Origin of the sequence: Pseudochrobactrum sp. AO18b (assembly GCF_000409565.1) — a bacterium.
Classification (GTDB): Bacteria; Pseudomonadota; Alphaproteobacteria; order Rhizobiales; family Rhizobiaceae; genus Pseudochrobactrum; species Pseudochrobactrum saccharolyticum.
In genome coordinates this window covers 1-14,639 of record NZ_ANNO01000218.1, presented here as the reverse complement: position 1 = coordinate 14,639, position 14,639 = coordinate 1, and the positions used below count along the sequence as shown (strand labels likewise).

Here is a 14,639-nt window from a genome sequence, read left to right as displayed (position 1 = left end):
AAATCTTTGGACTAAACAAAAAGGCGGAGAGGTTTCCCTCTCCGCTTTTTATTTCTCGCCCGTTACATCAGCCTGCCAGCGTATAGGCGGTTTTGACGGTGGTGTAGAATTCCGCCGCGTAGCGCCCCTGCTCACGCGAACCGTAACTGGAGCCTTTGCGACCACCGAAAGGCACGTGGAAATCCACGCCTGCGGTTGGCAGATTGACCATCACCATGCCTGCATCGGAATTGCGTTTGAAATGCGTGGCATATTTCAGGCTGGTTGTTGCAATACCGGAAGACAGGCCGAAAGCCGTATCATTGGCCGTTGCCAGCGCTTCTTCATAGGACTTAACGCGGATGACGCTGGCCACAGGACCGAAGATTTCCTCGCGGGAAATACGCATCTGGTTTGTCGCCTCTGTGAACAAGGCCGGACGCAGATAGAAACCCGGTGTGCTGCGTTCCAGCTGCTCACCGCCAAAGGCCAGCTTGGCACCTTCCTGCGCACCCAATGCAATATAATCCAAGTCTTGCTTCAGCTGACTGTCGTCTACCACAGGACCAATATGCGTGCCGGATTTCAGCGCATCATCAATCACCAGCGTCTTCATGCGGGCAACCAGTGCATCAACAAAACGGTCATGAATACCGTCCTGCACAATCAGGCGGGAAGACGCGGTGCAACGCTGACCGGTCGAGAAGAAAGACGAATTGAGTGCCGCTTCAACGGCTACATCAAGATCGGCATCATCCAGAATAACAAACGGATTTTTACCACCCATTTCCAGCTGGAATTTGCGGTTATGTACGATAGAAGCCGCAGCAACGCGCTGGCCGGTGCCGGTAGAACCGGTGAATGTCAGCGCATGCACATCAGCGCTGTCGAGAATGGCCTGACCGACAACCGAACCCTTGCCCATCACCAGATTGAGAACGCCTTTTGGCAGGCCGGCACGGTGCAGAATATCGACGATCGCATGGGCGCAGCCCGGTACCAGATCAGCCGGTTTGAACACCACGGTGTTCCCGTAGCAAAGGGCCGGTGCAATCTTCCATGCCGGAATAGCAATCGGGAAATTCCACGGGGTAATAATACCGACCACACCAACCGGTTCGCGGGTGATTTCCACACCGATATTCGGGCGCACGGATGGCAGAACCTCACCGGCAAGGCGCAGCGCTTCATTGGCAAAAAAGTCGAAAATCTGTGCGGCACGCATGGTTTCGCCAATGGCTTCCGGCAGGGTTTTACCTTCTTCGCGTGCCAGCAAGCGGCCGAGCTCTTCTTTGCGCGCCAGAATTTCATCCGAGGTTTTGCGCAGGATTGCATGGCGCTCCATAATGCCGGAACGTGACCAGGCCGGAAATGCAGCTTTGGCCGCGGCAATCGCATTCAGCGCATCGGCCTGAGAAGCGCGGGCATATTCACCCACCACATCATTGGTATCAGACGGGCTGATATTCGGGATCGCCTCGCCGCCAACCCATTCGCCGTCAATCAAATTCTTATGCAATGTCATATTCTGCAAACTCCCCTTTGCGAATAGCCGGTCACTCGTTCCGCCAGCACCATGCCATATATGATGCATCAAACTAATATCATTTAAAGCATTGTGACTATGGTTCAGGCCTCATAAAGCGATGCTCATTCGGAATGATCCTGATATATCAGTATCTACAGGAAAAACGTGCACCTGTCATCACCTAATATTTTTTATCTCCGCACAGCATCTTTGATAAAGCCCTGCGCACCCTATATAAATGGCAAGACAAGAAACGGAGCGGAGCAATCATGATTATCGGCGAAGCAGAAAAAGCATCCGGCATTTCAGCCAAGATGATCCGCTATTATGAATCCATCGGCCTGATTGATGCGGCTGACCGCACGGCCTCCGGCTATCGTGTCTATTCCGACCGTGATGTGCAAAATCTGCGCTTCATCCGTCAGTGCCGTGATCTCGGCCTGTCGCTGGAACGGATTAAATTATTGCTCAATCTCTGGCGAAACGATCAACGCGCATCTTCCGAAGTGAAGCAGATTGCGCTGGCGCATGTGGCTGAACTGGAAACCAAGATCGCTGATATGCGCTCTATGGCCGATACATTGCAGAAGCTGGCTGACCGCTGCCATGGCGATAATGATCCGGATTGCGCAATCATCAATGCTTTGTCGCTGCAAAATCAGATGACGCTCAATAAGAAAACCGGCAGCTCAAAAAGCAGCGCCAAGAAACAGCACCCGCATTGATCTTTTCCTGACCATTCTGCGCTTTTGTTTTATGTGCTCTTTTCTGAAGGCATATCAGGCAATGGCAGTTCAATAACAAAAACAAGGCCGTTTTTATCCCATATTTCCTTAAACGAGCCGCGCATCTGCACATCAATACTGAGCTGTTTGAGACGGGAGCCAAAGCCACGCTGTGACGGCTCCTGCATAATTTGCGGTCCGCCGGTCTCCCGCCACTCAATCCGCATAAAATCCTCATATGCGGATAGTTCGATGCGAACATGTCCCTGCGGCACTGACAGTGCTCCGTGTTTGACAGAATTGGTCATCAGCTCGTGAAACACCAGACTCATCGGCGTGACATGGGCAACGGGACATGAAAGTGCATCGCCTTCTATGGAAATGCGCTCCAGATCGGAAAAGACATAAGGCTGCGTAAGGCGGGTCAGCAATTCATTCAGTGAGATCGTGCTATGCTGCCCCGTAACAGCGGGTGTTTTCTGATAGGTCAGCTCAAATGCGCCCGCCAGTGCTGTCATGCGCTCCCGCATCTGGCCGACATAATCCTGTACATCCGTTTTGCCCCGTGCCGAAAGGCTCATCAGACTGATAATCACCGCGAACATATTTTTCAGCCGGTGGTTCAGCTCCTGCGCCACCACTTCCCGCTGCTCCAGCGCCAGCTGTTCAGCGGTCACATTCACAATCAACCCGAGAACCGAAGGTTTTCCGATATCCGTATAGATACGCCTGCCGATACCCGTGACCCAGACCGGATGCGGTTGTTCCGTATCGCGGATACGGAAAGTCTCGCGGACAATATCGCCTGATGTCAGCGCGTTGCTCAAAGCAGTTTCGACGCGCAGCTTATCTTCTTCATGGACGAGAGGCATAAAATCCGTAACAAAATTGATTTTACGCCTGTCCTTAAATGCCAGCATGTGGCTGGCACGGCCATCAAGGCTGACTTCGGCATCTTCAGGATTATACTCCCAGACACCGATATTACCGGCATCCAGCGCCATTTGCAGGCGCAATTGCGCTTCCAGAAGTTTCAGCTCTTTCGCTCGGTTGCGCTTATCAGCCTGTATCAATGCCTCACTGACAACATCCAGCTCGCGAATGCCCGAGCCCAGCGGCTTAATCGCCTGCACATCCCCCACAGCCATAGCCTGTGCGGCAAGTTTTCTGACCGGCTTCGAAATCCGGCGTCCGAAGAACCCTGCCAGCAAGGCACTCAGCAATAATGTGCCCAGCAACAGAATGACAAAATAGGCAAAAGCCACCCAAACCGGCCAGTTCAGCTCTGAGCGGTTAACACCGATCGCAATGCGCCAGTCGCTCAGCGGCGAACGGATATAATAACCGGCCACCTGATTGCCATCGAGAATCTGTCCGCGCCAACGCCCCTGCTTATCTGTGGCTTCCGCACGCAATTTATCCGGTATCAGCCGTCCCGTATAATCATTGCTGTTATTATTACGCGCCAGAACCTGATCGTTCTGATCCACCACAACCGCAATCCAGTTTTTAGATATACCGCTCAAATTTAAAAGGTCAGTAATGCGCTGTGCTTCCATGCTCAGCGCCAGAAAATAATTGATTTTCCCGTCAACAAAAACCGGACGAACCACCGTAAAACAAAAAGGTGTATTCTCATGAGCACGCCGCACACCGGTGACATAGGGTTTGCCTGCCGCTTTGGCAGCCGCAAGATCTGTTTTTGTCAGCAGCGGCAGATCACCGACCCGTGCAGGATCCGAAGCAACCAGCAGCTTCGCCTCAGGATCATAGACCGTAATATTGATGTTTAATTCCTGCGCCATATCATGCAGGGTCGTTTGGAGAATATCAAAACGGCCATTCTTCAGAATATTGGAATAGCTGATAATTTCAGCGGCGCGCTGAAGGCCGTAGACCTCACGGTCAATTGTAACGGCAAGGGATTGGGTAACATCAAAAGCCTGATTTTCAATATGGCTTCTTTCCTGCAAAACCAGAAGCCATAGAAAAAATCCGACCAATATAATCAGAGGAAGCAACAGAGCGAGCGCAAATAGCGTGAGATGTCGCTTCAAATCCGCCTCTCCCTGATCGGTTCAGTGCAGATGCCGGTCATTTTACGGGAAAACCCGTTCTGATGGCGGTCAAACAAAGAACGATAGTCGCAATCTTTGACCAAACATAAAAAAATTATTTCATCATAGCAAGTCAGTAAAAAAGCTGACGATTGGTCAGGTTAATATTGCGATGTAACCTGTTTTTTATTGTCCTCGCCGGTCGTGGCATAAATACCGGCACTGATAAAGGGAAACATCTTTTCTTTGGAATAGCTGTTTCCGAACATCATATCATACTGAACCTGACGGTAATCCTGCAAAATCTGCGGCATTACCGGTTGCTGCATCCATCCGGCATGGGGCGTGTAATCTTTATCCAGCAGCAGATGGCCATCAATCACGCTATATTCCTGATGCACTTTGCCCAGAAAACCGGTGTAATAAGGATGCTGGAGACCGGCCATTTCCAGAACATAAAGCGGCAGGAAAGACGGGCTGATTGTGCCGACACCGCGTAAACTGTCTGTACGGCTTGACCACAATACCAGCGGGGTTTCATGCTGCGCCAGCATATGATCGGCCGTATCCACACGGCTGGCCGTACGGTTCTTCATATAACCGCTCTCAACATAGACATCACCGAGCGGCGGCAGATGATCGCCGAAGAAAACAATAATTGTTTCCCGCTCGCGCTTCTTCGCCCAAGCCATCAATCGTCCGAGATTGATATCCGCATCCTGTGCGCCCTGAGCAAAAGACCGCACAGACCCTTTGGATGCCTCACTCACAGCGCTGTCAGCATTGGTAACAACTTTGATCTGACTGTCCGGATAACGGCTTGGCGCATAAGGACCATGCCCCTGCAGAGATACACCAAACAGGAAGAGCGGCTTTTCCGCCTCTTCAGCCGAGCGGATAATCTCGCTGGTGAATTCTTCATCGGAAGCCAGATGGCCTTTTTTCATCAGCTCCGGCAGATTTTCTTCGGACAGGAATTTATCAAAGCCGAAATTTTCGTAGACAGAGCCACGGTTCCAGAACCACTGGCGATAGGGATGCAGCGCACGGGTTTCATAACCCTGCTCGCTGAAGAATGAGGCCAGCGAAGGCACAGGTCTGCGCACATATTGCTGATAGGGAATGCTGCCATAAGGCAAAAAGGCATTCGAAAAACCGGTCAGCGCTTCAAATTCAACATTTGCGGTCATACCGCCGAATTCCGGCGAAAACACATGGCCGGACTGATTGGCACGCACATTTTTGATCGGATCTTCATCAAAGGCCACCCCCGGAAGACGGGATGGATCCCAGAAAGATTCGCTCATAATCACAATAACATCCGGTTTTTCATCATTGCGTGCAGCAACCGGAACAATGGTATTGCCGTGGGCAGAAGATGAGCCGCCCAGCAGACCGCTGTCATCATCCGCAGGGAATAAATATTCCGCAATGCTTGCAATCCGCTCCTGCGAATAGCCGTTCGGCGCAGAGACATTGGCCATGGGAATATTGAAAATAAACGCCACAACCAAACCGTTATGGGCGTAATTTTCTTTCTGATCCCACATCATCGGCACAATGCCCAGGCGGTCGCGGATATAAGAGAAGCTGGAATAATCGGAAATACTGCCGAACCAGATCAGAGCCGGTATAGCCACAGCAAGACGCGCTGCACGCGCAGTCCAGCTCAGACGCGGCACAGAGCGACGGAAAAAGCGCCAGCAAAAATACAAAGCCGCAAGAGCCGCCATCGAAGCGAGCACGATCAGCACCGCATCCAGCGGCCTGTCACGCACCAGCAATGGCATCAGATCAACAACCTGACGGGTATAAAGCAGGTCACTCGGATAGAGCGGATCGCCGAGATACATGCCCTTTTGCCGGCTGAACCATGCAAGACCGAGCAAAACCGGCGCAACAATCAAAACACCCTGCCACAAGCGCCCCAGCAGACTGTCCAGCAAGAACAGTGTGAGGAAAACAAGACCCAGTGTCGTCCAGAGCGGGCGGTGTGTCAGCGTAAAATACTGCTTCCATGATGCAGCGGAACCGCGCATCAGCCACTCGGTCAGCATCACGACAGACAGGGTGAGAAACAGCGTTCCGGCTGTGGCAATCAATGCGCGCCAGAACCAGTGCCTGCGGGCAAAATATGCACAGAACCGGCCATCGCGCCGCGCCGCCTTCCGCTTATCCCCGTGATTCAGCGCGCTGTCAGAATAAGGGACAGTATGCGGTGCATGATGAGGGACCGGCGTTGCAAGATTGCTCAATGGGCAGCTTCCAAAATAACAGGAACTTTCCGGTTCCTGCAGCGTTACACGATGCGTCTGCCTGTTTGTCTCTGCCGGTAATTTTACCGGTCATTGCTGATAAAAAAGCAGTCACAAAGACTTCACAAAAACTTCACACAGGCGTTAGCTTTTAGGTAAACAGGCAGTCCGAAGCAAGAGATGACAAAGAGCAAAGACGACAAATTCCACCGCCGGATATGCTCCGGCACTGTTCTGCATTCAAAAAAACAAATTTGTAAAAAAACGTCACAAATAATGGAACATCGCCAGAACGATAATTTTCTATATTTTTCAAAGAGATATAATTTTATTCACTATTTTTCCTCAGAAATATCTGGAAAAAAATTATCGCAGGCTTGTAATGTAGTTTTAAGATTTGTGATGTGTCGTGTAGGCTTATCATGCGGTGTAAACAGCCGCACGGCACTGCCGGGCATGATGTTTGCCAACTAAAAGACACGGAGCCTTTATGACAACTGCCCCGCTGAACAGTCAGATCGACTCCCCGCTGTATTTTCAGCCTGCTTTATCAGAGAATGATTTTCGTTTGCTCTTCACACAGCACCCTATTCCGATGTGGCTGTATGATCCGATTTCGCTCAAATTTTTATTGCTGAACGATGCTGCTTTTGAATTTTACGGCTATACGCCGGAGCAGATGAGCCGGATGACTGTGCTGGATATCCGCCCTGAATCCGAGCACGAACGCATGATCGCTGCTATCCACGCAGAAACTGACTTCGGAAAGCCGCAAATCTGGAAACATCTGAAAGCCAATGGCGAGACGATTGAAGTCATCACCTATGGACGGCGTACAAATTTCAATGATCAGCCTGCTATTCTCGCGATCATTCAGGATCAGACCGAAATCCGCAAAGCGCGCAATGAAATCAGCCAGACCCGCTCATTGCTCGACAGCCTGATCAAAAACCTGCCGATCGGGGTTTTCATTAAAGATATGCAGGATAGCGGGCGCTATGTTCTGTTTAATGAAACAGCCAGCGCCATTACCGGCAAAGAATCTGCGCATGTCATCGGCAAAGCCGATCATCAGGTTTTCAATGAAGAAGATGCCCGCAATTTTATCACGCAGGATCAATATGTGATGGAGAGTGACAGTGTTTTCACTGTCGAAAATGAAATTCCGTTGCGCAGTCACAGCCGCCATGTACGGGTAATGAAACGCACAATTCCGTCGCAAAACGGAGAAAAGCCGCGTTATCTGATCGGCCTGATGGAAGATATCACGGAAGAACAGGCTCTGCAGGCGCATCTGACCTATACGGCCATGCATGACTCGCTGACAAATCTGCCGAACCGGGTCTATTTTTCGCGCCATACAACGGATTTATTTTCCAAAAAGGAAGCAATCCAGAGCCATGCCCTGCTGTTTCTTGATGTCGATCACTTCAAACATATCAATGACAGTATCGGCCATGCGGCAGGCGATGCCCTGCTTTGTCAGGTTGCGCGCCGTCTCAGCGCCTTTCTGAAACCGCAGGATTTTATTGCCCGTCTTGGCGGTGATGAATTTGCGATCATCCATCCTTTTGACCCGGAAAACCCTGATCACCGGCAGGAAATCGGCCATTTTGCTGAAGAAATCACCAATCTGTTCAGCAAACCTTTTCATCTGGACGGCAGTCCTGAATATGTCGGCTGTACCATCGGTGTTGTCATTGCCCCCGAAGATGGTGAGGATATTGATACGCTGTTGCGCAATGCCGATCTGGCGCTTTATGCTGCCAAGGCAGACCGGCGCGGTGTCTACCGTTTTTATGAAAGATCCATGCGCGAGGCAGTCGAAAAACGCCACCGCACAGCGCTGGAATTGCATACAGCCCTGCAAAACAACGAATTTGTGCTGTTTTATCAGCCGATTTTCTCGCTGACGACAGATCTTATTACCGGTTGTGAAGCTCTGTTGCGCTGGCAGCACCCGACACGCGGACTGGTCGCACCGGATGATTTCATTCCGATTGCCGAAGATACCGGTATCATTTCTGCAATCGGTGCCTGGGTTCTGCGGCAGGCCTGTCAGGATGCCATTTCATGGCCGGAGAAAATCAAAGTTTCTGTCAATCTGTCGCCGGTACAGTTTAACAGCCGCAACATGCTGGACATGGTAAAATCCGCGCTTGAAGAAAGCGGCTTGCAGGCCAACCGTCTGGAACTGGAAATCACCGAAACAGTGCTGCTGTCCAATACCGAGCATAATACCGAATTGTTATTCGAATTGCGCAATCTGGGCGTGAGCATTGCCATGGATGATTTTCGCACCGGCTATTCGTCCCTCAATTATTTGCGCACTTTCCCTTTTGACAAGATCAAGATTGATCGTAGTTTTGTGTCCAATATTGATAATGACAAACGCAATCTGGCTATCATTCAGGCTGTGGTTTCTCTGGGCAGCGCGTTCAATATTGTGACGACGGCAGAAGGCGTGGAAACACAGGAACAGCTCACGCGCCTGAAAGACGAACAATTCGGTGAGGTACAGGGATTTTTCACCGGAAAACCGATGTCACAGCGCGATGTTTGTGACTTCATCGCGGGATATGACGGATAAAGATACATAAAATCAAATAGTTAATCTAAATACATTTCTTTCGGAAAAAGCTCTTGACCTTCCCATCATGGGAAGCCCTATCTTCTTGTCAACATCAACAAAAGCGCTGACATGCGCCTGAAACTGACAAGAAAGGCAGGGCTTCCAAAGGCGGGACTTTCCGCATAATCAGCCCTGAAGATCATCATGACACAATCCGTTTCCTCCACTGTTCTGCTCTCTGTTGACGGTATGGGCTGCGGTTCTTGCGTGGCAAAAATTGAGAAAACCGCCAAAGCCGTTGAAGGTGTCAGCACCGTCAGCGTTGATCTGGCGAAAAAACAAGCCAGCATCGGTTTTTCGGCTCCGGCAAATGCCGAAACAATTGCCAAAGCCATTGATGCGGCAGGCTACGAAACAAAAATCCTCGGCTAAAGGCAGGAGTTTCTGTCATGACCAAACATAGTCACCCTGAGCAGACACGCTCGGGTCAGCCTGTTGTTACGCTTGATATTGACGGCATGACCTGCGCCTCCTGCGTCGGTCGTGTGGAAAAAGCCTTGCTCGCTTTGCCGGGCGTCAACAGTGCAACAGTCAATCTGGCGACACAGCAAGCAACCGTGCGCTTTGCAGATAAGCCGGATGCAGGCCTTGCTGCCGAAGCTATCAAGAAAGCCGGTTACACCGCGCATATTCCGCTACCACCGGCACAAGTGGTGCTGGAAGTGGATGGCATGACCTGCGCATCCTGTGTCGGACGCGTGGAAAAGACCCTGCAATCCTCTGCCGGCGTTGCTGCGGCCTCCGTTAATCTGGTGACCAAACGCGCCAGCATCACGCTCAGTGATCCGTCAGTCACGCCGCAAATGCTGGCGGATATTGTCACCCAAAGCGGTTATCCGGCACAGCCTGTGGCAGCGGCCGCTTCTGCAAGCGGTGCGGAACGCCGTGCAGAGAAAAATGATGCCGAGATTAAAACCCTCAAGCGCGATGTACTGATTGCCGGTGCTTTGGCGCTGCCGGTTTTCATCACGGAAATGGGTTCGCATCTGTTCCCGCCGCTGCATCATTTTATTGCCGGCACCATCGGCACTCAGAACAGCTGGTATCTCCAGTTCATTCTCACAACACTCGTATTGTTTGGTCCGGGTCTGCGTTTCTTCCGTATCGGTATTCCTGCGCTGTTGCGCGGCGGTCCGGATATGAACTCGCTCGTGGCTATCGGCACATTGGCAGCATGGGGCTTCTCCGTAGTCGCCACCTTCATGCCCTCTGTCCTGCCAGCGCAAACCGTCAATGTCTATTATGAGGCAGCAGCGGTTATCGTTACGCTGATCCTGATCGGCCGCTGGATGGAAGCCCGCGCCAAAGGCCGTACATCCCATGCCATTGCCCATCTGCTCGGGCTTCAGGCCAAAACCGCTCGTGTGGTGCGTGACGGCGTGGCACAGGATATTCCGCTGGAGGATGTGCGTGCAGGTGATCTGGTTCTGGTGCGTCCGGGTGAGAAAGTGCCGGTCGACGGCGAGATCACCGAGGGTACGTCTTATATTGATGAATCCATGATTACCGGTGAGCCTATTCCCGCCACGAAAAATGTCGGTGACACGGTTGTCGGTGGTACGGTCAACAAGACCGGCGCCTTCACCTATCGCGCCACCAAGGTTGGTGCGGATATGGTGATCTCGCAGATCATCCGCATGGTGGAAGATGCACAGGCCGATAAGCTGCCGATCCAGAACCTGATCGACAAGGTCACGACATGGTTTGTGCCTGCGGTTATGCTCGCAGCCTTTGTCACCTTCCTGATCTGGTTTATCTTCGGCCCTGAACCGGCCTTCACCTTCGCGCTGGCTAATGCCATTGCCGTGCTGATTATCGCCTGTCCTTGTGCCATGGGTCTGGCAACGCCGACCTCGATCATGGTCGGCACCGGTCGCGGTGCGGAAATGGGTGTGCTGTTCCGCCGTGGTGATGCCCTGCAAAGCCTGCGCGATGCCGATATTATCGCTTTCGACAAAACCGGCACGCTGACCATCGGCAAACCTGTGCTGTCGCAGTTCCATACATTCGGCAATCAGAGTGCTGATGACATGCTGGCTTTGGCAGCCGCGTTGGAATCCCGCTCAGAACATCCGATTGCGACTGCTGTGGTGCAGGCTGCTGAAGATAAAGGTCTGAAACAGCCGGAAGTCAAAGACTTTGAAGCCGTTCCGGGCTTCGGCGTCAGCGGTATGGTTGACAGTCAGTCCGTCCATGTCGGTGCAGAGCGTTTCATGAAAAAGCTCGGCATTGATGTCGGCACCGGTGCAGAGGCCGCAGCAGCAATGACTGCCAAAGCGCAATCCGTGCTCTATATGGCACGGGATGGTGCACTGGTCGCCGCCTTCTCCGTGGCCGATGAGCTGAAACCGACAACCAAAGCCACGATTGATGCCCTGCATAAGCTTGGCCTGAAAGTGGCGATGATTACCGGTGACAGCAAAGTCGTGGCCAATGCCATTGCCAAAGAACTCGGTATTGATGAGGTGTCAGCGGAAGTTCTGCCGGATGGTAAAGTGGAAGCACTGAAGCGTCTCGCAGGTTCTGACCGTAAAATCATCTTTGTCGGCGACGGTATCAATGATGCACCGGCACTGGCTGCGGCTGACGTGGGTGTGGCTGTGGGCACCGGCACGGATATCGCTATTGAAAGCGCCGATGTGGTGCTGATGAGCGGCGATCTGACTGCTGTTGTGGATGCGATTGCCCTGTCCAAAGCGACAATCCGCAATATTCGTCAGAACCTGTTCTGGGCATTTTCCTACAATACCGCGCTTATTCCGGTTGCAGCAGGTCTGCTCTATCCGTTTTACGGCATCCTGCTCTCGCCGGTACTGGCTGCGGCAGCCATGGCATTGTCGAGCATCTTCGTGCTGACCAATGCGCTGCGCCTGCGCAGTTTCACCAGCACACGTTTATAAAAGCACCATCCTCCCAAGGCTAATGCTTTTAAACAAAACGCCGCCCATAGCAAGGCGGCGTTTTCATTGATTAGAGAATTGATTTACTTATTGTTTTACAGAATTTCCTGCGCTTTTTCCTGTCAGAATTAACTGTATCTGCGCCGATTCATTTGTTCTATTTTCAAATAAATGTTTCGAAGCACTTCCCGCTGTGCTTTACTGATCTATATTCTTCCCCATTCAATAAATAAGGGGTAGCATTGTGTTAGTTTCATTAACAGCCATCCTCTTTGCGTTCATAGGCATCGCGCTTGGTTATGGTGGCATAAAACTCGCCCTGCTGGGCGGCAGCCTTTATTACATTATTACAGCGGCCGGTTTCTTACTGACCGCCATACTGCTTTTCACCCGCCGTGCTGCGGCACTCTGGGTCTATGCCCTGATCATTCTCGGCACACTCGGCTGGGCATTTTATGAAGTCGGCTTTGACTGGTGGCCGCTCGGCTCACGCGGTGGCATTATTGTGCTGCTGGGTCTGTGGCTGTTGCTGCCACCGATCCGCAAAGCGCTCAGCCCTGCCAGCAGAGAAGTTGCACCAACGATAGAACAGGCACGTGCAGGCAGTGCCAGTCCTCTGCCGCTGCTGGGGGCAATCGCAGCCGCACTGATTGTTGCCGGTATCTCAATCACCAAAGATCCGCATAATCTCGACGGTTCTCTACCCACGGAAGCGGTCGCGGCAACACCGGATATGGGCAATACGGTACCGGATGGCGAATGGCATCAATATGGCCGTACGCAATATGGTCAGCGTTATTCACCGCTTACCCAGATCACACCGGAAAATGTGGCCAAACTTGAACTGGCTTGGCAATACCAAACCGGCGATGTACGTCAGCCGCAGGATGTGACGGAAACCACTTATCAGGTGACACCGCTCAAGATTGAAGACACGCTTTATCTCTGCACGCCGCATAATATTGCCATTGCGCTGGATGCGGATACGGGCAAGGAAAAGTGGCGCTATAACCCTGAGGTCAGCGCCAATACCCAGCGCCAGCACCAGACCTGCCGTGGCGTGACCTATTGGAAAGACCAGAGCGTTGCCGCAGATCAGGCCTGTTATGAGCGGGTTTATCTGCCGACATCCGATGCGCATCTGATTGCACTGGATGCCAAGACCGGCCAGATTTGCGAGAGTTTTGCCGAAAAAGGCGTACTCGATCTGACCCGTGGCATGAAATATAATCCGTCCGGCTATTATTACTCCACCTCCCCGCCAACTGCGATGGACGGAAAAATCATCGTCGGCGGCGCGGTGAATGATAATTTCTCGACGCAGGAACAATCGGGCGTTATCCGCGCCTTTGATATTCTCACCGGTCAGCTGTTGTGGAACTGGGATTCCGGTAATCCTGATGTCACCACACCGATTGCGGAGGGTGAGCATTACACCACCAATTCCCCGAATAGCTGGTCGGTGTTCAGCGCTGATGAAAATCTCGGCCTGATCTATATACCGCTCGGTAATCAGGTGCCGGATCAGCTCGGTATGGGACGCAGTGAGGCGGTAGAGAAATATTCTTCCTCCATCACTGCGCTGGATGTAAAAACCGGTCAGGTACGTTGGGTACGCCAGACTGTGCATCATGATCTCTGGGATATGGACGTGCCTGCTCAGCCCGTGCTGCTCGACATTACCAATAAGAGCGGACAAGTTGTGCCCGCACTGGTTGGTCCAACCAAGCAGGGCGATATTTATGTGCTCGACCGGCGTACCGGTGAAGCGATTATTCCTGTGACCGAAGTTGCAGCCCCGACAGGTGCAATACCGGAAGACTTCTCCGCACCGACACAGCCGCTTTCCGGTCTCAGCTTCAATCCTCCGCCGCTGACGGAAGCCAATATGTGGGGGGCAACGATGTTCGATCAGCTTGCCTGCCGCATCCAGTTCCGCTCGCTGCGCTATGAGGGTCGTTACACCCCGCCTTCCCTGCAGGGTACAATTGTCTATCCCGGCAATTTCGGCGTCTTTAACTGGGGCAGTGTAGCGGTAGATCCGAAACGTCAGGTGATGTTCGGTATGCCGACTTATCTGGCCTTCACCTCACGCCTTGTGCCTGCGGATCAGATACCGCCGAAAGGTGAGGATGAAAAAGCCAGCGAGCAAGGGTTGAACCGTAATGATGGCGCGCCTTACGGCGTATTTATGGGGCCGCTCCTGTCACCGCTTGGCATTCCGTGCCAGTCGCCGCCATGGGGCTATGTAGCCGGTGTTGACCTGCGCACAGGCAAGATCGCCTATAAACATAAAAACGGCACGGTAGAAGATATGGCACCGGTGCCAATTCCGCTGAAACTTGGCGTGCCGGGTATCGGCGGGCCGATGATTACCGCAGGCGGCGTTGCTTTCCTCGGTGCAGCGGTTGACGATTATCTGCGCGCCTATGACCTCACCACCGGTAAGCAACTCTGGCAGACACGCCTGCCTGCGGGTGGCCAGTCCACACCGATGAGCTATACCGGCAAAGACGGCAAACAATATGTGCTGATCGTTGCCGGTGGCCATGGTTCAGTCGGC

General features: G+C 52.4%; 8 protein-coding genes. 5 read left to right on the top strand and 3 right to left on the bottom strand.

Features of this window, described 5'->3' with window-relative positions:
• Positions 1-67 precede the first annotated feature (67 nt).
• Entirely contained in the window at positions 68-1,504 is a 1,437-nt protein-coding gene (locus A918_RS0109045; protein WP_022710756.1) for an aldehyde dehydrogenase family protein, read from the bottom strand.
• Between the two features lie 272 nt (positions 1,505-1,776).
• Here A918_RS0109045 and cueR point away from each other — a divergent pair, with 272 nt between their 5' ends.
• Positions 1,777-2,232 (top strand): Cu(I)-responsive transcriptional regulator, encoded by a 456-nt coding sequence (gene cueR / locus A918_RS0109040; protein ID WP_022710755.1) that lies wholly within the window; start codon positions 1,777-1,779, stop codon positions 2,230-2,232.
• Positions 2,233-2,261: 29 nt separating this feature from the next.
• Here the strand turns inward: cueR and A918_RS0109035 are convergent, their stop codons facing one another.
• Both A918_RS0109035 and A918_RS20000 read right to left on the bottom strand, forming a co-directional pair.
• Positions 2,262-4,289: a sensor histidine kinase gene (locus A918_RS0109035; RefSeq protein ID WP_022710754.1), complete on the bottom strand. Its 2,028-nt coding sequence runs from the start codon at positions 4,287-4,289 to the stop codon at positions 2,262-2,264.
• Between the two features lie 161 nt (positions 4,290-4,450).
• Positions 4,451-6,544 (bottom strand): LTA synthase family protein, encoded by a 2,094-nt coding sequence (locus tag A918_RS20000; RefSeq protein WP_022710753.1) that lies wholly within the window; start codon positions 6,542-6,544, stop codon positions 4,451-4,453.
• 490 nt (positions 6,545-7,034) lie between these two features.
• Between A918_RS20000 and A918_RS19995 the strand changes: the two genes are divergently transcribed.
• From A918_RS19995 to A918_RS0109005, 4 genes are all read left to right on the top strand, one after another.
• Positions 7,035-9,134 (top strand): bifunctional diguanylate cyclase/phosphodiesterase, encoded by a 2,100-nt coding sequence (locus A918_RS19995; RefSeq protein WP_022710752.1) that lies wholly within the window; start codon positions 7,035-7,037, stop codon positions 9,132-9,134.
• 186 nt (positions 9,135-9,320) lie between these two features.
• Positions 9,321-9,548, top strand: coding sequence for a heavy-metal-associated domain-containing protein (locus tag A918_RS0109015; RefSeq protein WP_022710750.1), 228 nt, complete (start codon positions 9,321-9,323; stop codon positions 9,546-9,548).
• Between the two features lie 17 nt (positions 9,549-9,565).
• Positions 9,566-12,076, top strand: coding sequence for a heavy metal translocating P-type ATPase (locus tag A918_RS0109010; RefSeq protein ID WP_022710749.1), 2,511 nt, complete (start codon positions 9,566-9,568; stop codon positions 12,074-12,076).
• 244 nt (positions 12,077-12,320) lie between these two features.
• The coding region (locus A918_RS0109005) for a glucose/quinate/shikimate family membrane-bound PQQ-dependent dehydrogenase (RefSeq protein WP_022710748.1) at positions 12,321-14,639 on the top strand (2,319 nt) is incomplete at its 3' end.

Excerpts from the sequence above, each read along its gene's own strand:
- A918_RS0109015 (WP_022710750.1), top strand. The coding sequence starts at position 9,321 with ATGACACAATCCGTTTCCTCCACTGTTCTGCTCTCTGTTGACGGTATG.
- A918_RS19995 (WP_022710752.1), top strand. The coding sequence starts at position 7,035 with ATGACAACTGCCCCGCTGAACAGTCAGATCGACTCCCCGCTGTATTTT.
- cueR (WP_022710755.1), top strand. The coding sequence starts at position 1,777 with ATGATTATCGGCGAAGCAGAAAAAGCATCCGGCATTTCAGCCAAGATG.
- A918_RS0109010 (WP_022710749.1), top strand. The coding sequence starts at position 9,566 with ATGACCAAACATAGTCACCCTGAGCAGACACGCTCGGGTCAGCCTGTT.
- A918_RS0109045 (WP_022710756.1), bottom strand. The coding sequence starts at position 1,504 with ATGACATTGCATAAGAATTTGATTGACGGCGAATGGGTTGGCGGCGAG.